29 protein-coding genes and 1 pseudogene are annotated in these 22141 nt (G+C 66.7%); 9 read left to right on the top strand and 21 right to left on the bottom strand.

Annotated elements, in window-relative coordinates; all coding sequences use genetic code 11:
- Positions 1-74: 74 nt before the first annotated feature.
- Entirely contained in the window at positions 75-599 is a 525-nt protein-coding gene (locus HSEST_RS11750) for a GNAT family N-acetyltransferase (RefSeq protein WP_229121118.1), read from the bottom strand.
- Between the two features lie 76 nt (positions 600-675).
- Here HSEST_RS11750 and HSEST_RS11745 point away from each other — a divergent pair, with 76 nt between their 5' ends.
- Both HSEST_RS11745 and HSEST_RS11740 read left to right on the top strand, forming a co-directional pair.
- Complete coding sequence (locus HSEST_RS11745; protein ID WP_229121117.1) at positions 676-1251, top strand: class I SAM-dependent methyltransferase; 576 nt, start codon at positions 676-678, stop codon at positions 1249-1251.
- A gap of 22 nt (positions 1252-1273) precedes the next feature.
- On the top strand, positions 1274-1696 hold the full coding sequence (locus HSEST_RS11740; protein WP_229121116.1) for a DUF3054 domain-containing protein: 423 nt from the start codon (positions 1274-1276) through the stop codon (positions 1694-1696).
- 36 nt (positions 1697-1732) lie between these two features.
- Here HSEST_RS11740 and HSEST_RS11735 read toward each other — a convergent pair whose 3' ends face one another.
- Positions 1733-1900, bottom strand: coding sequence for a DUF7331 family protein (locus HSEST_RS11735; protein WP_229121115.1), 168 nt, complete (start codon positions 1898-1900; stop codon positions 1733-1735).
- Positions 1901-2192: 292 nt separating this feature from the next.
- Here HSEST_RS11735 and HSEST_RS11730 point away from each other — a divergent pair, with 292 nt between their 5' ends.
- Positions 2193-3185, top strand: coding sequence for an ornithine cyclodeaminase family protein (locus tag HSEST_RS11730; protein ID WP_229121114.1), 993 nt, complete (start codon positions 2193-2195; stop codon positions 3183-3185).
- A gap of 192 nt (positions 3186-3377) precedes the next feature.
- On the opposite strand, the gene HSEST_RS11725 is transcribed toward HSEST_RS11730, so the two are convergent.
- On the bottom strand, positions 3378-3665 hold the full coding sequence (locus HSEST_RS11725; protein WP_229121113.1) for an amphi-Trp domain-containing protein: 288 nt from the start codon (positions 3663-3665) through the stop codon (positions 3378-3380).
- Positions 3666-3826: 161 nt separating this feature from the next.
- On the opposite strand from HSEST_RS11725, the gene HSEST_RS11720 reads away from it, so the two are divergent.
- Positions 3827-4558 (top strand): hypothetical protein, encoded by a 732-nt coding sequence (locus HSEST_RS11720; protein ID WP_229121112.1) that lies wholly within the window; start codon positions 3827-3829, stop codon positions 4556-4558.
- A 215-nt stretch (positions 4559-4773) separates the two neighbouring features.
- Here the strand turns inward: HSEST_RS11720 and HSEST_RS11715 are convergent, their stop codons facing one another.
- From HSEST_RS11715 to HSEST_RS11660, 13 genes and pseudogenes are all read right to left on the bottom strand, one after another.
- A complete protein-coding gene (locus HSEST_RS11715) occupies positions 4774-5820 on the bottom strand; it encodes a presenilin family intramembrane aspartyl protease PSH (protein ID WP_229121111.1) in 1047 nt (348 codons plus the stop codon).
- Positions 5821-5922: 102 nt separating this feature from the next.
- Complete coding sequence (locus HSEST_RS11710; protein ID WP_229121110.1) at positions 5923-6156, bottom strand: H/ACA ribonucleoprotein complex subunit GAR1; 234 nt, start codon at positions 6154-6156, stop codon at positions 5923-5925.
- A complete protein-coding gene (gene srp19 / locus HSEST_RS11705) occupies positions 6156-6434 on the bottom strand; it encodes a signal recognition particle subunit SRP19 (RefSeq protein ID WP_229121109.1) in 279 nt (92 codons plus the stop codon). Before srp19 ends, HSEST_RS11710 begins: the two co-directional genes overlap by 1 nt.
- Before the next feature lie 205 nt (positions 6435-6639).
- Positions 6640-7053: an FG-GAP repeat protein gene (locus tag HSEST_RS14685; protein WP_418886551.1), complete on the bottom strand. Its 414-nt coding sequence runs from the start codon at positions 7051-7053 to the stop codon at positions 6640-6642.
- Positions 7007-7549: pseudogene (locus HSEST_RS11700) on the bottom strand (cob(I)yrinic acid a,c-diamide adenosyltransferase); the annotation flags it as partial. The pseudogene HSEST_RS11700 and the gene HSEST_RS14685, both read right to left, overlap by 47 nt.
- Positions 7546-8256 (bottom strand): adenosylcobinamide amidohydrolase, encoded by a 711-nt coding sequence (locus HSEST_RS11695; protein WP_229121108.1) that lies wholly within the window; start codon positions 8254-8256, stop codon positions 7546-7548. The gene HSEST_RS11695 and the pseudogene HSEST_RS11700, both read right to left, overlap by 4 nt.
- Positions 8249-9259, bottom strand: a complete 1011-nt coding sequence (locus tag HSEST_RS11690) for a threonine-phosphate decarboxylase (protein ID WP_229121107.1) — start codon at positions 9257-9259, stop codon at positions 8249-8251. Before HSEST_RS11690 ends, HSEST_RS11695 begins: the two co-directional genes overlap by 8 nt.
- Positions 9260-9278: 19 nt before the next feature.
- Entirely contained in the window at positions 9279-10289 is a 1011-nt protein-coding gene (cobT, locus tag HSEST_RS11685; protein ID WP_229121106.1) for a nicotinate mononucleotide-dependent phosphoribosyltransferase CobT, read from the bottom strand.
- Complete coding sequence (locus tag HSEST_RS11680; protein WP_229122994.1) at positions 10286-10816, bottom strand: NTP transferase domain-containing protein; 531 nt, start codon at positions 10814-10816, stop codon at positions 10286-10288. Before HSEST_RS11680 ends, cobT begins: the two co-directional genes overlap by 4 nt.
- 37 nt (positions 10817-10853) lie before the next feature.
- A complete protein-coding gene (gene cobS, locus HSEST_RS11675; protein WP_229121105.1) occupies positions 10854-11606 on the bottom strand; it encodes an adenosylcobinamide-GDP ribazoletransferase in 753 nt (250 codons plus the stop codon).
- A complete protein-coding gene (gene cbiB / locus HSEST_RS11670; RefSeq protein WP_229121104.1) occupies positions 11597-12502 on the bottom strand; it encodes an adenosylcobinamide-phosphate synthase CbiB in 906 nt (301 codons plus the stop codon). The genes cobS and cbiB overlap by 10 nt, the downstream gene beginning before the upstream one ends.
- Positions 12502-13128, bottom strand: coding sequence for an HAD family hydrolase (locus HSEST_RS11665; protein WP_229121103.1), 627 nt, complete (start codon positions 13126-13128; stop codon positions 12502-12504). Before HSEST_RS11665 ends, cbiB begins: the two co-directional genes overlap by 1 nt.
- Before the next feature lies 1 nt (position 13129).
- On the bottom strand, positions 13130-14242 hold the full coding sequence (locus tag HSEST_RS11660; protein WP_229121102.1) for a PGF-CTERM-anchored ABC transporter substrate-binding protein: 1113 nt from the start codon (positions 14240-14242) through the stop codon (positions 13130-13132).
- Positions 14243-14303: 61 nt separating this feature from the next.
- On the opposite strand from HSEST_RS11660, the gene btuC reads away from it, so the two are divergent.
- Both btuC and HSEST_RS11650 read left to right on the top strand, forming a co-directional pair.
- Positions 14304-15404 (top strand): vitamin B12 ABC transporter permease BtuC, encoded by a 1101-nt coding sequence (gene btuC / locus HSEST_RS11655; RefSeq protein ID WP_229121101.1) that lies wholly within the window; start codon positions 14304-14306, stop codon positions 15402-15404.
- On the top strand, positions 15401-16678 hold the full coding sequence (locus tag HSEST_RS11650) for an ATP-binding cassette domain-containing protein (RefSeq protein ID WP_229121100.1): 1278 nt from the start codon (positions 15401-15403) through the stop codon (positions 16676-16678). The genes btuC and HSEST_RS11650 overlap by 4 nt, the downstream gene beginning before the upstream one ends.
- Before the next feature lie 6 nt (positions 16679-16684).
- Here the strand turns inward: HSEST_RS11650 and HSEST_RS11645 are convergent, their stop codons facing one another.
- Together HSEST_RS11645 and trxA are read right to left on the bottom strand one after the other, a co-directional pair.
- Positions 16685-17122, bottom strand: a complete 438-nt coding sequence (locus HSEST_RS11645) for a MaoC family dehydratase (RefSeq protein WP_229121099.1) — start codon at positions 17120-17122, stop codon at positions 16685-16687.
- Positions 17123-17256: 134 nt separating this feature from the next.
- Entirely contained in the window at positions 17257-17661 is a 405-nt protein-coding gene (gene trxA, locus HSEST_RS11640; RefSeq protein WP_229121098.1) for a thioredoxin, read from the bottom strand.
- A gap of 324 nt (positions 17662-17985) precedes the next feature.
- Here trxA and HSEST_RS11635 point away from each other — a divergent pair, with 324 nt between their 5' ends.
- Complete coding sequence (locus HSEST_RS11635; protein ID WP_229121097.1) at positions 17986-18378, top strand: helix-turn-helix domain-containing protein; 393 nt, start codon at positions 17986-17988, stop codon at positions 18376-18378.
- On the opposite strand, the gene HSEST_RS11630 is transcribed toward HSEST_RS11635, so the two are convergent.
- On the bottom strand, positions 18379-18564 hold the full coding sequence (locus HSEST_RS11630; RefSeq protein ID WP_229121096.1) for a DUF7550 family protein: 186 nt from the start codon (positions 18562-18564) through the stop codon (positions 18379-18381).
- Between the two features lie 92 nt (positions 18565-18656).
- Here HSEST_RS11630 and hisF point away from each other — a divergent pair, with 92 nt between their 5' ends.
- Together hisF and HSEST_RS11620 are read left to right on the top strand one after the other, a co-directional pair.
- Positions 18657-19469 carry an imidazole glycerol phosphate synthase subunit HisF gene (gene hisF / locus HSEST_RS11625; protein ID WP_229121095.1) on the top strand — a complete coding sequence of 271 codons (813 nt, stop codon included), beginning with the start codon at positions 18657-18659 and terminating at the stop codon, positions 19467-19469.
- Between the two features lie 79 nt (positions 19470-19548).
- Positions 19549-20358, top strand: coding sequence for a hypothetical protein (locus HSEST_RS11620; protein WP_229121094.1), 810 nt, complete (start codon positions 19549-19551; stop codon positions 20356-20358).
- Positions 20359-20394: 36 nt separating this feature from the next.
- On the opposite strand, the gene HSEST_RS11615 is transcribed toward HSEST_RS11620, so the two are convergent.
- Positions 20395-20682 (bottom strand): DNA-directed RNA polymerase subunit L, encoded by a 288-nt coding sequence (locus HSEST_RS11615; RefSeq protein WP_229121093.1) that lies wholly within the window; start codon positions 20680-20682, stop codon positions 20395-20397.
- Between the two features lie 44 nt (positions 20683-20726).
- Positions 20727-21887 carry an NAD(P)/FAD-dependent oxidoreductase gene (locus HSEST_RS11610; RefSeq protein ID WP_229121092.1) on the bottom strand — a complete coding sequence of 387 codons (1161 nt, stop codon included), beginning with the start codon at positions 21885-21887 and terminating at the stop codon, positions 20727-20729.
- Positions 21888-22141: the final 254 nt, after the last annotated feature.

Below are 22141 nucleotides of genomic sequence, written 5' to 3'. Positions count from 1 at the left end.
AGCGCTGTTTCGTCTCGCTGTGCTGTAGCCGCCGACCTATACGTCCGGAAACGAATCGACGGTCGAACGCCGACTTACGCGTCCGGAAACGAATCGACGACCGGTGGGGCCGTTTCGCGCGCGTCGATGAACGCACTGGCTTCCGGCGGTAGTTCTTCGTCACGGAAACTTTCGATCCCCTCGCGGTACCATCCCGAGCGATCCGGCGCGGGCCACGCCATGACGCGTTCGGCCAGCCCGGTTTGCTCGCCCGTGTAGCCGAACCCGGCCTTCGAGGCGGCCTCGTAGGCGAACGGGTTGTTCACCGCGATCACGACTCGCTCGAAGTCCCGAGCGGCCGCCCGCTCCCGGATCGTCCGCAGGAGCTGCGATCCGATCCCCTCACCCTGGCGGTCGCGCCGGACCGTCACGTAGCGGATCCGCAGCGTCGACTCGTCCGTCCGGTCGCGGTCGAACGCCGCCGCGGCGACGATCGCTCCGTCGCGAACGGCGGCCTTGCCGGTCGCCGACATGACGAACTTCCCGGCGTAGCTGAACCGCTCGTGGTCGAGCCGTAGCGTCGGCCCGTCGTCGGCCCAGCCGAGCAGTTCGAATTCCATACGTCGGCCAGGGCGCCCGGCGGCAAAGACGTATTGCTCCGCGTTCCTTTTGATCGTCCCGGGCCTTATCTGTAGCATGTCCACTGGCGACGTCGCTCTCTTCGATCGGTTCGCGCGCTATTACGATCTGTTTATGCCTGGCGCACAGGCGACTCATCTCACTCGCGGGCTCGAACTGGCCGACCGTCCCGTCCGGCGACTGGTCGACGTCGGCGGCGGGACCGGGCGTGCGGCGCAGACGCTCGCGGTCGAACAGCGACTCGTCCTCGACGCGTCCAGAGGGATGCTCGAACAGGCGACGCTTCCGAGCGTGCAGGGGGACGCCGGCCGCATGCCGCTGTCGACGGGCGCCGTCGATGCGATCACGATCGTCGACGCGCTCCATCACATCTACGAGTGGGACCGTCTCTTCGAAGAGGCGTTTCGCGTGCTCGCCCCCGGCGGCGTGATCGTCGTCAGCGACTTCGACCCGACGACTGTCCCGGGCCGGGTGCTGGCTGTCGGCGAACGACTCGTGGGCTTCGACTCTCGCTTTGTCGCTCCCGACGAGCTTCGAAACCGCCTCGAAACTGCCGGCTTCGAGACGCACCTCCTCGACGGCGGGTTCGGATACACGGTCGCCGGTGTCGCCTCGAAACGCGAAGGCACATAGGCTCGGGGTCCGAGCTACCGGTATGATACAGGTGGTCGGAGCGATCGATCGCCGCGTCGATCGAACGGGGCTGTCCGCGCTGGTCGCCGCCGGTGACGTCGTCCTGATCGGGCTGTTCGTCGCGATCGGGGAGTTCACACACGGCTCGCCGCCGTGGAACGCCCCGGTCGCGGCAATCGAGGCGTTCGTCCCCTTCCTGCTCGGCTGGCTGCTGGCCGCCTTCGTCGGGGGTCTCTATACGGCGGACGCGTGGAAATTCCCGCTTCGGGCGTTCTCGTGGACGGCTCCAGCCTGGGTGATGGCCGTCCTGATCACGATGGCGATTCGCGCGCTGCCGTTCGTCCCCGGCGGCGTCGCGCTCACGTTTGTGGCCGTCTCGATCGGCGTCGGACTGGCGCTGCTCGTTCCCTGGCGGATGACGATCGCGTGGCTGTACGGCGGGTGATCGACTGCGAAACGAACGCCGCACGAAAACGGACCCTTACTGATAGTCCTCGATCGACACCGCCACGGTCGACTGGATCCAGGCCTCGTGGTTCTCCCGGTCGTAGATCACGAACTCGTCGTCGAGTGTCAGCTCGGCGTATCGCTGAGACTGGTCGTCGTCCCCCGCTAGCCCGGCCGTGTCGTCCGTAGCATCACTGTCCATTGTCCTGTGTGGACGGGGTTTTGTTCCACCGTCCGCCTACTTTCAACTGGGGATCCCTCTCGTATAAGGGCTAGCCCCTGATTATCATTCGATAAAACAACAAATCTCGCCGTCAGGTACTGAAACTGCCTGACTGCGGAGCGTTCCACATGCCACCCTTGTACTGGTCTGCCTACGCTCTTCCGGCTGCTACTGGCTGCCAACCTCTGTTATCACGCCCGATAACTCCGTTTCGACCGGCGCGATCCAGCGACGGCCAGGTATACAACCGTCGGGACCGAACCCATCTCGTATGGTCGAAGTACCGTTCTATCGGAGCGAGGAGACAGAGGAGCTCGCGACGCCTGCGGAGTACGTCACGGCGGTTCGGGAGGGGTATCGCCAGCGCGGCGAGGGTGCCCCGGCCGAGCCACGGACCGCGCTGACGCGGGATGATCCGCCAGGGATGTTGACGGGGTATCTCGCGATTCTGCCCGAGACGGGCGCAATGGGTGGCTACACGTACGCCGCCGGGTTCGGCGATGGGGACGCGCACTTCATGTTACCGGTGTACGATGCCGAATCGGGGCGACCGCTGGCGGTGTTCGACGGAGCGCATCTCAATCCGCGCAAGACCGGCGCGACCGGGGCCGTCGGTGTGGACGCGCTCGCCCGTGCCGACGCCAGCACGGTCGGGCTGTTCGGCAGCGGCATCCAGGCCAGGGGGCAGCTCCGGGCGACGGCGACCGTCCGCGACCTCGATCAGGTGGCCGTCTACTCGCCGACTGCCGACCACCGCGAGACTTTCGCCGCCGACATGAACGCTGAACTGGACGCGACCGTCGCCGCCGTCGCCTCGCCCGCGGCCGCCGTCGAAGGCGCAGACATCGTCATCACGGCGACGAAATCCGGCGAGCCGGTGTTCGACGGCGATCGGCTCGAACCCGGCACGCACGTCACGGCGATGGGGCAATATCACCCCGAGAAACGTGAGGTCGACGCGCGGACCGTCGAGCGGGCGACCTACGTCCCGGACCTGCGCGCCCGGATCGAACAGGACGCCGGGGCGTTCATCCTCGCTCGCGAGGCGGGCGCCGTCGACGACGACCACGTCCACGCGGAACTCGGGGACGTCGTCGCGGGGACCGCCGAGGGCCGAACCAGCGACGAGGAGATCACGCTGTTCGACAGCGGCGGCACTGCGATCGAGACCGTCGCTGCCGCTCATATGCTCTACGAGAAGGCCGCCGATCGCGATCTCGGTGAGTCGATCTCGTTCGCCCCCGCGAGCGAAGCGATGGACTAAACGCCAGCATAGCGTTTCATAAGACATCTCACAGTCGATTAGCGCACCTCCGCATCAGTTCCTAATCTATCCGTCAGTCTCAAACCATATTCAATCCATTATGAAAGATGTAGGAGACCAAGTCAGCACAGAGGCCACATTTGCTCCAGACCTGTTCCCCTGAATCAGCTGCTCAGCGTGCGTCCGAAGTGACTACTCGATTTCTAACTGATCACTTCCGCCACCCTCCTCCCCGTCGTTCTCGTCCCATTCGAGTTCGAACTCGATACTTCGTTCAGTCATGTTGCCAGCCGGACCTTCGCGTTCAGCTTTGACTTCGAAGGTCGGTCGGGCAGGGGGATTCAGCGTTACAGATTCGGAGCCTGCTTTCAGCGTGATAGCGTTGCCGCTGTCGAGGGTGTCCGCGACTTTCCGTAGGTACGATGCAATCTCTTCTCGACTCTGGTCGCTTTCTGATTTGAACAGTACTTCTTCAGGCATACAAAAGGTAGTACACAGCCTGCACCAATAAATGCGCCCGCCGTATTGAGTCGATAGGACTGGCCAGTGTGTTCACATCTGTCGGGCCATCCCCACTCATTGAAATCGCTACACACCCGAATGCTATTCAAATTCGCGCTTGAACACCACCGTAGAGCCGTATGGAACGTAATCGCGGTATCGGTATCCTGTGTCAAAAGCACAAGCCGGTGTTCAGCGACGTAGCCGAGCGTCTTCGGAGTGCAGGCTTTCAGGTTCGATTCTTCCATCCCCAATCACCCCTCTCACCAGAACAGATCGCCGACCTCTCGTTGATCGTTAACAAGAAAACACTCCCGAGTGCACTCCCAGCTCTCAGGCATGCTCGACGGACGGGGATAGTGCTGTGGAACAACTTGCAGGCGGTGATTTTGTTCAGTTCACGGCTTGTCGGTCTTCGAGCGCTTTCGGAGATGGGATTTCTCACACCTGAAGTCTCCTTCGAGAAACCTGATGGTGAGTACGTCGCTAAAGGCTACTACATCTGGAACGACGAACCCGAACTCAACGGCGAGGGAGATTTCTATCAGGAGCTGGTTCCGACGGAACCAGTCGATTACAAGTATTATGCCGTCAACGACGGGTCAGAAATACACGTCGCGGGGCGGCGCGTCACCTCGAAGCTCCACGGGGAGAAACAATTCATCGGCCAGATAGAGATCAGGCCAGCACTTGCAGCGTCGCTCCGAGAATTTGTTGAACGATTTGACCTTCGGGGTGTCGGGGTTGACTTGGTCAAAGATGGCGACGGCCAGTATTGGGCTGTCGACGTCAACCTCGCAGCGGGATACCGGGACACTGGACTAGAGCCGGCTCTCACTGAATCGATTATTACGAGTCTCCCAAGTGAGTGAAAAGAATTGACATCCCTCTCCGCGTTCACGGTTGCTGCCAGGTAGTCGGGCACTGCATCGGCTCATCCCAGTCTAAAGGCGCGGGTATTCTCCTTGCCCTTTATAAGAGCACACAGGTGGCCGATAAGCGCTTTCTATCTCACACGCGAGTCTTGACAGTAGGCAGAGCCTGCGAAGCTTTCTATAACAAGCTCGTCAGCAACTGGGTCGCGAGACTAGACGCCGGCGAGCCCGACTGCCTCCGCGACCGAGAGCCCGCTCGCCAGTGCGGTGAGGAGGTAGCCGGCGATCGCGCCGCCGTTGAGCAGCGGCAGTCCGGCATGGGCGCGCCCGCGCAGGACCATCCGAAGCAGCACGGCGAGCCCGAGGAACGTCCCGACCATCGCGCCGATGGCCGTCATCGGCACCGCCAGCCCGCCGGCCGCGACCGTCGGGACCGATGCGGGGGCAAACGCGGCCGCACTCGCGACCAGGACTGTCGGGATCACCGCGTCGCCCAGCCCGATGAACAATGCGTCCCGGTCGAGCGGCTCTTCGTCGCCGTCCGTTTCCGTGTCTGCGCCTTGCTCGCTGTAGTCGTCCCCGTCTGCTCTGTCTGAATCCTCTCGGCCCTCACTCTCCGATTCCGCCTCGGTGACGCTGTCGGGCGTGTCCGCGTCCAGAAACGAGTACGACAGCGACAGCGGGACGACCAGCACGACCGGAACGCGGAGATCCATCACACCCTCCGCGAGGGTGAGCATATGCTCGGTCCCGTAGACGCTGATCGCGTCGTAGACCGCCAGCGCGGCGAGCAACACGAGCGCCGGGAGCACGCCGAAGGAGATCCCGAACAGACCTGCCGCCCCGGCACCCATCAGGGTCCCGGCCGCGTCGATGACGTACCACTCCGGGTGGACGACCAACCCGAGGACGATCGCCCCCGCGGCCGCCCAGGCGAGCGCACTCGCACCGGCGACGGGGACGATCGTGGTCGGGACGACTGACGCGAGGACTATAAAGCCGATGTAGCCACCGACGAATACGACGAGCCCCCGGATCACGATGTCGAGATCGTACTTGAACGCCAGCAGCATGAACCCGGTCATCACCAGCAACGCGCCGATGTAGACGACGCTGTTGGTCGCGTTCTGTGGGTCCTCGGTCGCCTGCAGTCCCGCCTGTTCGAACGGCCCGACCAGCGCCAGCGCACCGAGCTGGACCAGCAGGAAGATCATCGCAATCCCAAGCGCAGCCACGGCCGCTCGCGTCCGTTGTTCCATGGGCGGCCATCCGCCAGCGAGCCGAATAACTCCTGTGAGTCGCGGTCGGACCCGGTCTCCAACTCGTGGTCGGATTAGCCTCCGATCGTGTACCCGAGAGTGTCAGGAATCGCGATAATAGAGTGTCTCACCCAGAAGCGGGGCGAGCCGGACGCCGTCGTCCGGCGAGACCGCCAGGAACGGCCGATCCACCGGGCCGAACACGTCGACCACCCGCCCGACCGTATCGAGCTGGTCGTCCAGCAGCGGCGTTCCGAGGTCGGGATGGGCGTCGCCGGGACAGCGCACGACGGCGACGCTCTGGGCGATCTCCCGGACAGTGCCGGCGCGCTGCATCAGTCCCGAAGCACCTGGAGGTAGGCCGCGACGGCCCCCAGGAGATCGCTCTTGCTCGCGTCGTCGGCGTTCGTGACGACGACCCGCCCGCGCGGTTCGTACTCCCGCGGGTAGGTCTTTTCGCGTTCGATCCGGGCGTCGTAGCCCACCTGCTGGACGGACTTGGCGATCTCCTCGACCGTCGGCTCCGGGACGGCCAGGTCCTCGGCGACCCGGCGCCCCTCGTTGCGGGTCCGGGTCGCGTCGAGGGCCGCGGGCCAGATGACGTTCTCGACCATATCTTCTGGTGGGCGGGCCGGACGTAAACGCCTTACTGGTCGGGCGAGTGCGCTGTTTCCCTCTCAGTTCTCGGGGCTATTCGAGCGTTAATGGCCCCGTCTTCGTCATCACGTATCGAACGCGTTCAGACCATAGCCGACCCTTTGACAGTCTTGCGTCTTTCCTCGCCAGGACAGGGCTCAGTATATCGCCGAATTTCGAGGGCTATTTGATATCGAATATATACGCCGATCCGCCATTCTCTCCATTTGGATCATTATCGCGCTCGGCCCCAATCAATGTAGTATCGGCTGCCAGCTCCACCGCGTTGCCAAAGTAGTCGCCTTCATCACTGTCGTACGCAGTGAGTTTGGCTTGCTGGCTCCAGGCGCCGTCACTGCGGGTGAAGACGTATGCCGATCCGGCGTTATCCCAGTCTGGCTCTTCGTCACCCTCGGATCCAATCAGGGCAGTGTCTCCTGCCAGTGCGATTGAACTCCCAAATTTGTCGTCACCATCGCCGCGGTTGGCGGTGAGTTTGGCTTGCTGGCTCCAGGTGCCGTCACTGCGTGTGAATACGTACGCTGCCCCGGACGCCCGCGTCGGGTTCGCCGTCCAGTTGCAGTGGCGAGGACAGATCCGCCTCGCTCGCGGCGTCGACGAGCTCGCGGGCGCGCTCGAAGGCCGCCCGGGCCGTGGCGGCGTGTTCGTCGTCGCTGGAGCCGTCGAGCAGCCCGTGCCAGCCGTAGTGACCGCTGTTCTCGTAGGTGATGCCCGGCAGCCGTGCGATGGCGTTGTACTCGCCGCGGGCGGCCTCGACGCTGTCGGCCCCGCCCTTCATGAACTGCAGGACGTGGACGCGGTAGCCGTGACCGGCCGCCCGCAGCCCCATCCCGAGCGCGGCCGTCGTCTTGCCTTTCCCGTCGCCGTACCAGGCCTGGACGCGGCCGAATTCCTCGGGTGCAGCTGCCTCGATCGGCTCCGCGACGGGCCTGATACGGTCGGTTGTACGTCTGTTCCGGATCGATCGGAGCCGGGAGGCGATCGACCGGTAAATCGGTACAACCGACCGTATGACGCCCTGCCCCGGCGTTTCCGATTGCTGTGCGTGGTCCCCTCGGCCGTTGTCTGTCATAGTTTGTCTACCTCCGCTGTCGTCGTCGTGACGATTCCGTGGTCGGCGTCGGCGACGCTCGCCGGCGGGGATCCGTCGGCGTACCGCGACTCGAGGCTAGCTGTCAGGGCGTCCCGGACGCAGGCTCGGACGGCGTCACCCACGGGCGTCGCGCTGCCGGAGAACGCCGCCGGCTCACCCGCCGGATCGCACGCCGCGACGACGGCGTCGCTCGTCGTCCCCGTGAATCCGACTGCCGACAGGAGCGTCGCCGCCTTCGCCTCCGCCGCGACGGTCAGGACGTTCGCCAGCGCTCCGGCTGCCAGATCCCGGGTCGTCCCCACGAAGAGGTTGCAGGTCCCCGTCGGCGCGCGACCACGCTCTGTCGTCGCGTCACTGTCGGCCGGTTCGTCGTCCGGATCGACCGCCAGCGCCGCCGGGTTCGAGAGCCCGACAGTGGCCACCGCGACGACCGGTCCGTGTCGGGCGAACCGCGCGTGTTCCTGGGAGACGCCGGTCAGCAGGACGGGACCGTCAGCGTCGAAGCCGGCCGATTCCAGCCGATCGGTCGCGTAGCGTTCGAGGTCAGTCCGCTCCCAGCCGCTGGGGACGGTCACGTTGTAGGCCGCCTTACCGTGCGAGCGGCCGCCGTCCCAGCCAGTCGAGAGCCAGCGCGTCCCCGGCCGGGAGAGCTGCAACACTCCCTCTCGGATTGTCGTTTCAAACATCCAGCAGGACCTCCAGCAGCCGGTCGTTTTCCTCGGGCTCGCGGACGGCGACCCGGATGTGGGAATCCAGCCCCCGGAACGTGGTGGCGTCCCGGACGGCGATGCCCCGTTCGCGCACCGCGGCGACGAGCGGGCCGACCGGTCGGTCACCCACGTCGAGCAACAGGAACGGCGTCGCCGACTCGCGCACGTCGAACCGACCGTCCAGCGTCTCGCGCATCCGCCGACGCTCGCGCTCGACTCGCGTTCGCGTCGCCTCGACGAACGCCGTCTGTCTCATCGCGTGGCTTCCAACGGCCAGCGCCGGCGCACCCAGGTTCCACGGGCGTCTGGCGTTTTCCATCGCGTCGCCGAACGAGCCGGTCGCGACGGCGAAGCCGGCCCTGATCCCCGGCAGTCCGAACAGCTTCGTCAGCGATCGCGCGACGACGACGCCCTCGGTGCCGGCCATCGACGGGCGGTCGGTGTATCCCAGAAACGCCTCGTCGACGAGCAACGGCGTGTCGCCCTCGCGACACCGCCGGGCGAACGCGCGCAGCGCTCCGTGGTCGATCGCCTCGCCCGTCGGGTTGTTCGGGTTGCAGACGACCGCCAGCGCGTAATCGCCCGGATCCGATTCGGTGATCTCCGCCGGCGGGACGAACGCCGGCGTCCCGCCCTGCAGTCGGACTTCCCGGGCGTACTCGCCGAAACTCGGGGCCGGAACGAGTGCGCTGTCCCCGGGCTCGACGGCCAGCCCGATCGCCATCCTGATCGCGGCCAGCCCGCCCGGAGTCGGGATGACCGCTTCGGGCGCGACGCCGACGTACGCCGCGGCGGCCTCGCGGTACTCGCTCGGCGGTTCCGGGGGGTACGACGTCGCTGCGTTCAGTGCTGTCTCGTAGGCCTCGTCGACGCCGGGTGGCGTCCGCGGGTTCGTGTTCGCGCTGAAATCCAGCAGGTCCGGATCGTCGCTGCTCCCGTGGGTGACCGGCCCGACGCCGTGTGCTGTCTCTCGGTTCATACTCGTGTCCGTGCTCTGATCATAGGTGTTCGTAGCGTGTGGCGATTCGCGTTCGAACCCGCTCCATCGAGACGTCCTCGCGGGCCGCCGTCGCGAGCGCGCCGCCCATTCCGGCCCCCTCCTTGGCTTCGCCGGCGCGGTAGCGTTCGAAGACGGTCCCGGACTCGCGATCGAATCCGGGGTCGGTCACGAGCACCTCCACCCCCAGCCGCTCGGCCGCCTCCCGGACGTTCGCCGACGGGTCCTCGGCGATGAACGGCGTCGTCGCGACCGATACCGGCTGATCTATTCCGGCCGCCCGCAGCAGACCGACGACAGCGAGTTGCTGGGTCCCGCCGGCCAGCAGCAGGTCGGTCTCGCTTTCGAGCGCGCCGGCCGCAGTCCCGGCGAGGACGGCCAGCACGGGATCGCCGACCGCCGCCAGCGCTTCTCGTGGCTGGCCCGCCAGCTCGCCCGGCGAGTAGCCGCTCGTCGCGAGTGCCGCGGTCACGACCGCCCGTTTGCGGTCGATAGGGTTCTCGGGCAGCGACGAGGAGACCGACAGGTCGACGCCCAGGGCCTCGCTGACCGCGAGCGCCGTCGTCGTGCCGCCGGGAACGCTCTCGGCGAGCACGAGTCGATCCGCCGGGAGCCGCCGGCCGTACCGTCGTCCCCGCTCCCACAGCGAGGCCGCGTCGGGGACCGCGGTCGGTTTGCGGATGTCGTTTCCCGCCCGATCTCCGAGTGAGACCGTCGGAGCGGCCGTTTCGACGCCGAGACCGGCGTCGATCGTCACGAGGTCGAACCCGACCAGGTCCCGGACGGCGCGGGTAACCAGCGCCGGGGTCGGACAGCCGCTCGGGCTGACTGGCACCGCCGGCGCTTCGAGCACGTCGCCGTAGGCGATCAACTCCGCGTCGGCCGCGGGCGTGTGTGCCATTGCTTCGGGATCTGCCCCGGCAGCGCTGATCCCCTCGATCGTCGCCGTCTCGGTCGTCCCGACGACCAGTCCCATCGCTGCTCTCGCGTGTTCGTTCGTGTCGTGGGTCATAGTAACTCCTCCGCGATCCTCGCGTCACCGGGTCGATTGACGTTGACCGCCAGCCGTTCGTCCGCCAGCACGAGTCGCCGCTCCGGCCCGTCGCCGACGACGTTGAGGCCGGTCGGAGCGAGTTCCCCGCTCTCGCTCTCGACGGTCGTATCGGCGCTGACTCCGAGGTCGCGCTTCAGATCGGCCGGGACGGACACCGACAGCGAGCCCCGCTCGTGGGCGTCGACGACGCCGGCCACGATCGAACCAGTCAGCAGCGGCAGATCGGCTGCCACTGTCAGTACCGGCTGTTCGACGGTCGAAAGCGCCCGTTCGAGATCAGCGACGTATCCCTCGCCCGGGGTTTCGATCGTCGGGGCGTCGACGTGGGCGGCCGTCTCGGGTGTGTGCGGCGAGACGACGGCGTAGGTCGTCCCGACGGCCGGCCTGACGCCCTCGAGGACCCGATCGACCATCGGTCGGCCGCCGATCTCGTAGAGCGGTTTCTCGACGGGGGCGTCCAGACGCGTCCCGCGGCCCCCGCACATCACTAGCGCGTCCACGGGATCACCTCCACGCGCCCCGTCACCAGTGTGCCCACGCGACCACCCCCGCGTGTATCGCGACGACCCGCGCCAGTTCGTTGGTCGCGCCGAGCACGTCGCCGCTGACCCCGCCGACCGTCGAGCGGGCGAGCCACAGGACTACCGCTCCGGTCGTCAGGGCGCCGAGCGTCGCGACCGGTGCCGCCGGCGTGATCGCGACCAGGCCGAACGCGGGGGCGAGCGCACCGACGACGGCGAGCAGTGACCCGGGGCCCGCGTTTGCAGTCAGCGCCGAGCCGAGTCCCTCGTGGGTCGCCGTGCCGAGACAGACCAGCGTCGCGACGGCCCCCTTCGCGCCCACTTCGCTCGCCACGACGACGGCCACGATCGCGGGCCACCCGCGAGTCGTCCCGGTCAGTCCGATCGCGCCGAGCGCCAGCGCGAGCACCACGATCGCCAGCGCGAGCACGCCGCCGACGCCGACGGTCGTGTCTCGCATCACTTCCCGCCGTTTCGCGGCGTCGCCGTGGACCGCCAGCGCGTCACCGAGGTCGGTCAGCCCGTCGGCGTGGGCGACCCCCGTGAGGACGTACGTCCACGCCAGGAACGCGGCCGCGGCGGTCGCCGGCGGCGAGAGGACGGCCAGCGGGACCGCCGCGAGCGCGCCGATGGGGTAGCCCGCGAGCGGGAACGACGCGGGCCGGTGCCGGAACGCCTCCCAGGCGGTGTCGTCCTGGCCGATCGGGAGCCGCGAGAGAAAGCCCACCGCCCCGCGGAGGGCGTCTACAACCACGCGATCACCCCGCCCGCGAGGATCGACAGGACGCCCGCCCCGGTGACGACCCGTACGCCGCGTCGGCCTCGCTCGCGATCCGGCAGTGCCGCATCGGAGTTGAGATCGTAAGCACCGGGCTTGACCAGCCCCACGTCGAGCGCGACCGCCAGCGTCGCCATCGGCCACCCCGAGTTCGGCGACAGGGGCTCGCGGGCCCACCGGCGAGCGGCCACGACCGCACCGGGCCGACCGGCCGCGAGCGCGATCGCGACGGCGGCCACGCGGGCGGGCACGGCCATCACGAGATCGTCCAGGCGGGCGCCGGCCCAGCCCACCGGCTTCGAGCGGTACCCGAGCATCGAATCGAGCGTGTTGACGCCCTTGACCCAGCCGGCGGCCGCGGCTCCGAGCGCAACTCCGCCCAGGGAAACGCCGACGACGAACGCTACGAGCGGCGCGACCAGCCCGTCAGCGAGGTTCTCGGCGGCGCTCTCGACGGCACCGCTGCGGAGCTCCGACGGCGACAGGTCCTCGGGGTCGCGACCGATCAGTGCCGGCACCCGCTCGCGGGCCCGTTCGCGGTCGGTTTCCGTCGCCTCGATCACGTCCCGGGCAGTCTCGACGAGCGCGCGCAGGCTCGTCGTCACGAACAGGACGAACCCGGCCGCGAGCGCGCCGGCGATCCAGCCGACGCGCCCAGCGCCCGTGACGAACCCCCAGGCGATCGCGGCGGCGATAATCGGGATCGTCACGGCCGCGAGCGCGCCGACGAGCCGGGGATGGCGCCACTCGCGATCCGTCCATCCGACGAGTCGGCCGAGATACGCGACCGGGTGCAGCCGGTTGGGTAACTCGCCGACGAGCCCGTCGAGGCCGACCGCCAGTCCGATCGCTAGCGCGGCAGCCGCCCCCATCAGTCGCCCCTCCATCGCCCGGCCAGCTCAGACAGCGACCGCTCGGAAAGCAGGACCGATTCGGGCGCGGCCCAGTCGGTCTCCGGATCGTCACCGACGTGTAACAGGTCGGCCGGCACGGTTCCGAGCGCGTCCGCGACGGCCTCGAACGCCCGCCGATCGGGCTTGCGCCAGCCACAGCCGACGCTCGTCACGACCGCGTCGAACCGGTCGGGGCCGAGCGCCGATCGCTCCAGCGAGCGTTCGACCAGTCCGGGGACGCTGCAGTTCGAGCAGACCCCAACCGAGCCGACGTGCTCGGCGGCCGCGACCGCCTCGCCTGCGCCGTCACGCGTCCGGACGGGCGACTCGAACGCCGCCAGTACGGCGTCACGCACGGCCGAATCCGGGGGATCGATCCCGCGACTCGAAAGCGCCGCACTGACGTGGGCCACCAGCGACTGTTCGCGGCCGGGTTCGACAGATTGGTGTGGCGTCGCGTAGGCGCGCTCCCAGTCGTCCGGTCGCTCGATCCCGCGACTCGCCAGCGACTCGGCGATCGCGGCGGCCGGATCGTCCGGCTGATCGACCGATAGCAGCGTCCCGAAGCAATCGAACGAGACTGCGTCGTGCGACCCCGCGTGCATCTCAGGGGCGACGCGCGAGCAGTCCGGCGCTGACGATCGCGACCAGTGCTGCGACCGGTCCGAAGCCGGGACCGAAGCCGTCGCCGGCCTCGGTCGTCCCCGGTGTGTCTGTCGTCGAACTGGGGGCGTTTTCGGGGTTAAACGCCGCCGAGAGATCCTGAAACGGCTCAGTCACGCGCGGTCCGGGCTGACTGATGAAGTTCGCGTTCACCCTGATGATCTGGTCGTTCCGGACGGCCGTCGTGGCGTTGATCGCGGCACTCGTCCGGAGTTGCCGTCCCTCCGGCATGACGATCCAGTCGGGGTTCTCCTGTGCGATCACTTCCTCGCTGATCTCGCCGTACGTCTGAATGTCCGCCGCGGCCGCGACGTTGTCCCCGCCCGCGGTCGCGATCACGTCGCCGATGAACGTGTCCGGACCGGCCGTGTAGCCCCCGCCCATCGCGTAGTAGACAGTCGGGTTCTCCCCGTCGTCGGCGCTCTCGCGGATCGACTCGATCGTCGATTCCATCTCGTCGGCCACCGCGTCGGCGTCTTCACACGAGCCGACGAGTTCGCCCGTCAGTCGTGTCTTCTCGCTCACGTCGTCCAGGGAGCCCGCTTCCTCGAAGTAGACGACTGTCAACCCGTTCTCCCTGAGCGTTTCGACGTCGTCCTCGTCGATGATGTTCGCCGCCAGCACCACATCGGGATCGAGATCGACGATATTCTCGACGATTGGGTTCATGCTCGTCCCGAGGACGTTCGTCCGGTTCTGCGAGCCGTTCAGATACGCCGTCGTGTACCCGGTCGGCAACCCGACGACCTTCGATTCGGCGTCGATCGCCCACATCGTCTGGGCGACGCTCGCACCCAGCGCGACCACTCGGTCGGGTTCCTCCTCGACGGTGACCGTCTCGCCGGTCGCGTCGGTCACCTCGACCGGGAACGAACAACTCGACTGCTGTGCCTGCAGGACCTGTCCGTGATCCATCTCCGGCGCGATCGACGCGCCGTGTGCCTGTGCTCCGTCCGCTGATTCGACTGATTGGGTCGGTGCGACCGCCCCGACGGCGCCGGTCGAGACGACCAACAGTAGCGCCATCGCGACGACCGCGAGTCGTGATCGCGTCATCACCTCGCTCGTTGCGGACAGTCCAATAAATATTTATCTAAAGCAAATGGACTTGGAGTAGATGCGGATCCGATACCGAGTCGCCGTCTGGTCGGGGCTCTTGCTGGCGGCGTTAGTCGCTGCCGTCCTCGCCAGCGCGACGATCGGACCTGTTGAATTGCGGCTTGCTGTCGTCGCGAAGGCCGCGCTGAACGCCGTCGGGATCCCCACCGGTCTGGGCGTCTCGATCGGCACCGCCTCGGTCGCGGGCGCGTCCGTACCGTGGCCGACCGTCGACGTGCAGTACGCCTATCCGTTCGCGTTTCAGATCGCCCCGACGAGCGAGCTCATCGTTCGGTCGATCCGACTGCCTCGCATCGTCCTCGGGGCGACGGTCGGGTTCGCGCTCGGCGGGGCCGGGGCTGTCATGCAGGGCTTCTTCCGGAACCCGATGGCGGACCCCTCGATCATCGGCGTTTCGACCGGTGCGGCGGTGGGCGCGGTCGCGACGATCGCCGTCCCGATGGCCGTCCCGTTCGGGCTCCAGACGGCCGCGTTCCTCGGCGCGGTCGTGACGGCCTTCGTCGTCTACCTGCTCGCGACCGAGGGCGGCCGGACGCCGGTCGCGACGCTGTTGCTCGCGGGCGTGGCCGTCCAGACGTTCCTCGGCGCGGTCGTGTCGTTTCTGTTGCTCCAGAGCGGCGAGAGTCTCGAAGAGGCCGTCTACTGGTTGATGGGCAACCTCTACGGGGCCGGCTGGGCCGATGTGGGGGCGACGCTGCCCGCGATCACCGTCCTCTTTCTCGCGTTGGTCCCGTTCGCGCGCGATCTGAACGTGCTGATGCTCGGCGAGGAAGACGCCCGGACGCTGGGGATTCCGGTCGAGTGGACCAAGCGCCTGTTGCTGGCACTGTCGAGTCTCCTGACCGCCGCCGCGGTCGCCGTCGCCGGCGTCATCGGCTTCGTCGGGCTCATCGTCCCGCACATGATGCGGCTGGTCGTCGGGCCCGATCACCGACTGCTGTTGCCGACCAGCGCCCTCACCGGCGCGCTCTTTCTGGTCGTGACTGACACGATCGCCCGTGCGAACCCACAGGAGCTGCCCGTCGGGATCGTCACTGCCGCGCTGGGCGCACCCTTCTTCCTGTTTTTGCTCCGTCGCCGGGAGGTGCACGAACTGTGAGCGAGCCGCTGCTCTCGGTTGACGACGTCTCGGCCGCGTTCGGCGACGCTCGCGTACTCGACTCGGTCTCGCTGGCCGTCCGGCGCGGGGAGTTCGTCGGACTGGTCGGGCCGAACGGTGCTGGCAAGACGACGCTGCTGCGGACGATCAACGGCGTCCGCGACCCCGACGAGGGGACGGTCAGCGTCGACGGTGACCGACGGGCCGACTGTTCGGCCCGCGAGTGGAGCCGCCGGGTCGCGACCGTGCCCCAGGACACCAGCGTCTCCTTCTCGTTTCGCGTCGCGGACATCGTCGAGATGGGGCGGGCGCCACACCGTCGGCGCACGCAGTTCGGCACTACCGAGACCGACCGCCGGCGCATCGAGGACGCTCTGGAGCTGACCAACACCGCTGATATGCGGGACCGACCGATCGACGAACTCAGCGGCGGCGAACGCCAGCGGGTGTTCGTCGCTCGCGCGCTCGCTCAGGACACGCCCCTGCTCGCGCTCGACGAACCGACGGCCAGTCTCGACGTCAACCACCAGGTCGAGATCCTCCGACTCGTCAGGGAACTCGTCGGCGAGGGGCGGGCGGCCCTGGCCGCGATCCACGATCTGGAACTCGCGGCGCGCTTCTGTGACCGGCTCGCGCTGCTGTCTGACGCGGGGATCCGCGCGGTCGGCCCACCGGAGTCGGTCCTCCGCTCGGAGGTGCTCGATCCGGCCTTCGAGACGACGACGGCGACGGCGACCAACCCCGTCACCGGCACGCCGACCGTGACCGCTGGCGCTGGTGATGGGACAGTAGTCGACGGGCTCGGTGTCGACGCCCGACGTGTCCACGTCGTCGGCGGTGGCCAGGCCGGCGCACGTGCGATCGCGACGCTCCGGGACGCCGGCCACGAACCGAGCGCGGGCGTTCTCAGAGACGGCGATCTCGCACTCGAGACCGCACGATCGCTCGATGTCCCGGTCGCGACCACGCCTGCAGTCGGTCCCGCCGATCCGGACGCGATCGCGGCGGCACACGATCTGGCCGCCGACGCCGCTGTCCTCGTCTTCGCCGACGCCGACATCGGGCCGCGTCAGTGGACGCTCGATCTGGCCGAGGGCGCGCCGTCGACGGTCCTGATCGAGGCGCGGCCGCTCGCTGAACGCCTGCACGCCGGCGAGCGTGCCCGCGGGCGATACGAGCGACTCCGAGAGCGCTCGGAGACGGCGGATCTCGATGCCCTCCCCTCGGCGGTCGACACTGCCGTCGCGACAGCTGAACGGCCCGCCGACGACTGATCCGTGTCAGACTTCCCGCTTTGCGAACAGGATCAACCCGATCATCGAACAGACGACATCGCTCTCGACGAGCGTCTCGACGCGGACCTCGACCTTTCCGTAGTTGTCGTCCCAGGGCTCCGTGGCGATCACCTCTGTCTCCGCAGTCAGCGTATCGCCCGGGCGGACCGGGTCGTACCACCGGAGTTCGTCCACGCCCAGCGCGCCCCGTGATTCGCTCTCCGCCAGGAAGCCATCGACGAGCACTCGCATCGTCATCGCGGCGGTGTGCCAGCCGCTGGCGACCAACCCCCCGAACGGGGACTGTGCGGCCGCCTCGCTGTCGACGTGAAACGGCTGGGGGTCGTACTGGCGGGCGAACTCGATAATCTCCTCGCGGGTGACCGTGTAGGCACCGAACGACTCCGTGTCTCCGACGGAGATGTCCTCGAAATAGCGGGGCATACGACTGCTACAGCTAGTTCGCACAAAAAACGACTGGTCGCAGAAATTCGTCCGATGGGCCGACGCGGAAACTGGCCGCGTCTCGGTCTACAGGCGGAGTAGGCCGAGTGCCTCGGGACTTGATCCGAGGGGGTTCACGTGTGCTGCTGAATCTGGGAGACGTAGTGGGACTTGTCGCGGACGCCGACCATCTGCTCGGCCGTCTCGCCGTCGACTGCCAGCACCACGGTCGGAACGCCGCGGACGCCGTACTCCGCGGCAAGCTGCTGGTGGGCGTCGACATCGACCTTCGCGACGGCAGCGTCGGTCTCGGCGGCGATGTCCTCGGTGATCGGCTCGAGCATCTGGCACGGGCCACACCAGTCGGCGTAGAAGTCGACGAGGACGACGTCGTGGTCCTCGAGGATCTCCTGGTAGTGATCGGAGCTTTCTACGTGAATCGGCTCCTCAGGCGCCTCCGCGTCCGTCTCCGTTCCTTCGGACTGTAGCTCTTCCATCTTCTGTTTCTTGATCTCCTCGATGTCGTCTGCTTCACTCATTGTACCTCTCTCTACCCGTCCAGACTTCTTAATAGTTTTGACCTTGTTGTACAATATTGTTCGGGGACAACAGACCTTTGACGGCCGCCTATCCCAGTGCGACCGTCTATTAACCTCCAATTATACCGGCGGAGATTCGCTATTACTACAATATAGGTCTAATTCGTTTCCGCGGTCGGGGTATATTCCTGCCGTACGTCTGCCGCGATTCCGCCACACCGATACTCCTGTATTCCCGATCGAAACGGCGTTTCCACCGGATTTAGCGGTAGTGTACATTACTCACAAGGCTTTTAGGCTGGCTCCGCCAATAGTCTAGTCACAATGCCAGAAGCGATGACCGAGTACCTCTCACAGGACATGCACTGTGAGGGGCTTCTCGAGTGTATTCACGGTCTCAAGGAACTCGACAAGGAGGTGTTCCGGACGCTGTCGGATGCCGAAGAGCCGCTGACCGTCGACGAGATCGCCGAGACAGTCGGCCGCGAGCGCTCGACGGCCTATCGGTCGGTGCAGCGTCTCCTCTCGTCGGGATTCATCCAGAAAGAACAGGTGAACTACGACCAGGGTGGGTACTATCACGTCTATCACCCGACTGATCCGGACCAGATCGCCGACGACATGCAGCGAGTGCTCAACGACTGGTACGCCAAGATGGGACAGCTCATCAGCGAGTTCCGCGAGCAGTATCGGGAGTCCGCGCCGGTCGAGCAGTGATCACGCCAGCGCCAGCGGCACGCCGAACACGACAGCGAGCCCGATCGCGAGCACGACCGCACCGGTCGCGACCTGGCCGGCCGTAAACGGGCTCTGCGGTGCCGTGCTCCGGAGCGGTGGCGCTCGCGACGGCAACGAGACGTTTCCCGGATCGTACGTCCCCTCTGGGGTCGTTGGTTCGTCCATACCTGCCGTTCGATCGGGGGTCTCTTTTAGATGTCGGACGGCTCCAACGAGCGAAACCGTCATACCCGCTTCGGTCGAAACGAAGACAAGCGATGCTCACCAAACGGATCATCCCCTGTATCGACGTGGATCTCGACGAGGACGGCAATGCGGCGGTGTACACGGGGGTCAACTTCGAGGACCTGGAGTACACGGGCGATCCGGTCGAGATGGCCAAACGCTACAACGAGGCCGGGGCCGACGAGTTCGTCTTTCTGGATATCACGGCCTCTGCAGAGGGGCGGGCGACGATGCTCGAAACCGTCGAGCGGGTCGCCGACGAGGTGTTCATCCCCCTGACGGTCGGGGGCGGGGTCCGGACGCGCGAAGACATCAAGGAAACGCTCCGGGCCGGTGCGGACAAGGTCTCGATCAACTCGGGGGCGATCGCGAACCCCGACCTCATCGAGGACGGCGCACGGGCCTTCGGCAACCAGTGTATCGTCATCAGTGTCGACGCCCGCCGCCGGTTCGACGAGGGGGGCGAACACTACGTCGACATCGACGGCGAGTCGGCCTGGTTCGAGTGCACTGTCAAGGGCGGTCGCGAGGGGACGGACATGGACGTCATCGAGTGGGTTCAGGAAGCCGAAGAGCGCGGCGCGGGCGAGCTGTTCGTCAACTCGATCGACGCCGACGGCACCAAGGAGGGCTACGACATCCCGCTGACGAAAGCCGTCACCGACACCGTTTCGACGCCCGTGATCGCCTCGTCGGGCTGTGGCGGCCCCGAGGACATGTACGAGGTGTTCACCGAGGCCGACGCCGACGCCGGGCTGGCGGCGTCGATCTTCCACTTCGGCGAGTACTCGATTCAGGAGACCAAGGAGTACCTGGACGAGCGTGACGTGCCCGTCCGGCTATGATACTGACCGTTGTCCGGCTGTTTCGAATCGACCGTACGACGGCGTGCAGTTGTGCCGGTAAATCGGTACAACGGTCACTATGAAATGGCGCTGCCCGCAGTGTGGCAAACCCCATGAGCGCAACGACCCGCCGTGTGACAACTGCGGACACCACGCGTTCGAGCGGGCAGTCGTCCCACAGACGACCGCCGAGGAGGGCCGCGAACAGTTCGTCTGGGCCTGCACGGACTGTGGGCGCCACCACCAGCGCAACAACCCGCCCTGTAGCCGCTGTGGCGGGACGACCTTCGAGAAGAAACCGCTCACGTACGACGACGACTCCGGCCGCTCCGCCAGTTACTTCGATCTCGCTGGCCGGTTCGAACTGGCGGCCGCCCTGGCAATCGTGGCGTTGCTTGTCGTCGCCGCACTCGGTGTCACTGGCGTCGTCGACGTGCCGGGTCTCACCCCCCAGGCGCAACCCACGATCGACGACGTGCCCGGGGATCCGGCGACCGTCAACGGTGTCGACCTGTCCGAAGTCGAGTCACGTCTGTTTGAAGCGCTCGCGAGCAACCGAACCGGGTCGCCGGACCGAACTGACGGACTCGACGCGATGGCGACGTACCTCAACAGAGGCGCGGTCAAGGAGGCCTACACGGGCGCCGAGAACGTCACGAGCGAGTCGGAGCTCCGGCAGTTCGACACGACGTGTGACGAGGAGATCGTCTTCGGCGGGGCCGCACGCCCGGCAGGCGCGAACGCGACCGCTGACAGCGTCGTGTCGGGGCTGTTGTTGCAGTTACTGGCTGACTACCCCTCGACCACTGATGGCGAGGTTGCACAACTCGGAATCGACGCGCACGCGACGCCGGACGACTCCGTCGCTGTCACGATCGCGTACTGCTAGCCCGCCAGAAATCGAGCCCCGCCAGAAATCGCGTCTTCAGGCCGCCGCGTCGTCGTACGCGTCGGTCAGTGCGTCGGTTTTCTCGATGACGCGGTCGGTCCCGGTTTCTAGTGCCTCGAGCGCGTCGGTCCCTTCCTCGGTCTTGATCGTCAACACCGGGTCGGTCTGACCGCCCGACTGCTCGGGATTCATGTCGTAGGTCGCGGCGGCGACCCCGTCGGTCTCCAGCAGCGCGCCCTTGAGTACGTTCATGAAGGTGTGGTCCTCGCCCGCGATCTCGATCGAGAGCGCGGTGTCGTCTTTCTCGATGACCCGCAGATCCATATCCCTACCTACGCGCGGGGCGGAATAAGTCTCACGACCTGCCTTTACATGTCGTTCCAGGCACCCAGCGCACGTCCCGGCGACGTGATGTCGGCGATCCAGCGAGCGGCGATCGCTTTTTTCAGCAGGCGTGCGGGGAGCCCGCCGAACGTCGTGATCGGGAGGTTTAGCACGCCGTGTGCGACGGCGTCTTCGCCGATCGAGATGGCCGTACCCTTGTCCTCGTACGACCAGGTCTGGAGCGGCTGTCCGCGGATCGCCCGGGCGATGTTCTCGCCGGCGACCTCGGCCGCATCCCAGGCTGCCTGTGCGTTCGGCGGGACCGGTTCGCCCGAGGACTGCTCGATGATCGCCGCGTCACCGATCGCGAACACGCGCTCGTCGTTCGTCCGGAACGTGGTCTCGACTCTGACGCGGTTGGAGTCGTGGTCCTTCTCGAGATCGACGCTTGCCATCTCCCGCCGGCCGGTGATCCCGCCCGTCCAGATCAGTACGTCGTACGCGATCTCCTCGTCGCCGACAGTGATCGACTCCGCGTCGACCTCGCGGATGAAGTCGCCGGTCCGGATCCGGACGTCCCGCTCGTCGAGTCGCTCTCGAAGCGCCCGCTGGAGCCCGCTGTCGCTGTTGGGCAGGATGGAGTCGAGCCCTTCGACGAGCATCACCTCGAGTGGCGCGTCGACGTCGTCCCGAAAGCGCGCGACCTCGCCGGCGGCCTGGATCCCGGACAGTCCGGCACCACCGACGACGACCCGTGCGGGATCGTCCGGCGTTGCCTGACGCGCCGCGTCCCTGGTCGCGTCGTGGATCCCCAGTGCGTCCTCGAGGCTGTTGAGGGTGTGTGCGTGCTCTTCGAGCCCATCGAGGCCGAAAAACGCAGTCTCGCTGCCGACACCGACCAGCAGATAGTCGTACTCGATCGTCCGTCCGTCCGCCAGCTCGACCGCCCGCGTGTCGACGGCCACGTCCTTGACGTGTCCCTCGACGAATCGCGTACTCGGGGATTTGATCTCCTCGATCGGGATCGTGATCTTCTCCTGGACGCTCGGATCGCTGATACAGCGGTGGACCTCGTGTAAAACCAGGTGGTAGTCGACGTCCGAGATCCACGTGATATCCGCTTGCCCCCGTAACTCGTCTTCGAGGCTCTTGATAGCGCCCGCACCGGCGTATCCCGAGCCCAAAACGACGACCTGTGTAGTCATACCCGTGCTTCGGACGGGCGCCGATACAAAGCTGTTGAAAACGTCCGAGAAAAACCGTCGCAGATCCGCTCCGGCCCGATCTATCCCTACAATATTTGCCGATACGTCTCGGCACACACGATTCGAACGCCTGGATCTGCCGTGTCCCGCTGATCCAACCATGTTGGACGGATTACCGTCGCTGCCTTCAGCACCTCTCTTCCAGCTAGGCCCCTCCGACGCTCCCGAGTCCAATATAATCACGGCCCAAAGAT

This window comes from Halapricum desulfuricans (assembly GCF_017094465.1).
Taxonomy (GTDB): Archaea; Halobacteriota; Halobacteria; order Halobacteriales; family Haloarculaceae; genus Halapricum.
This window is presented reverse-complemented; position numbering and strand designations above follow the sequence as displayed.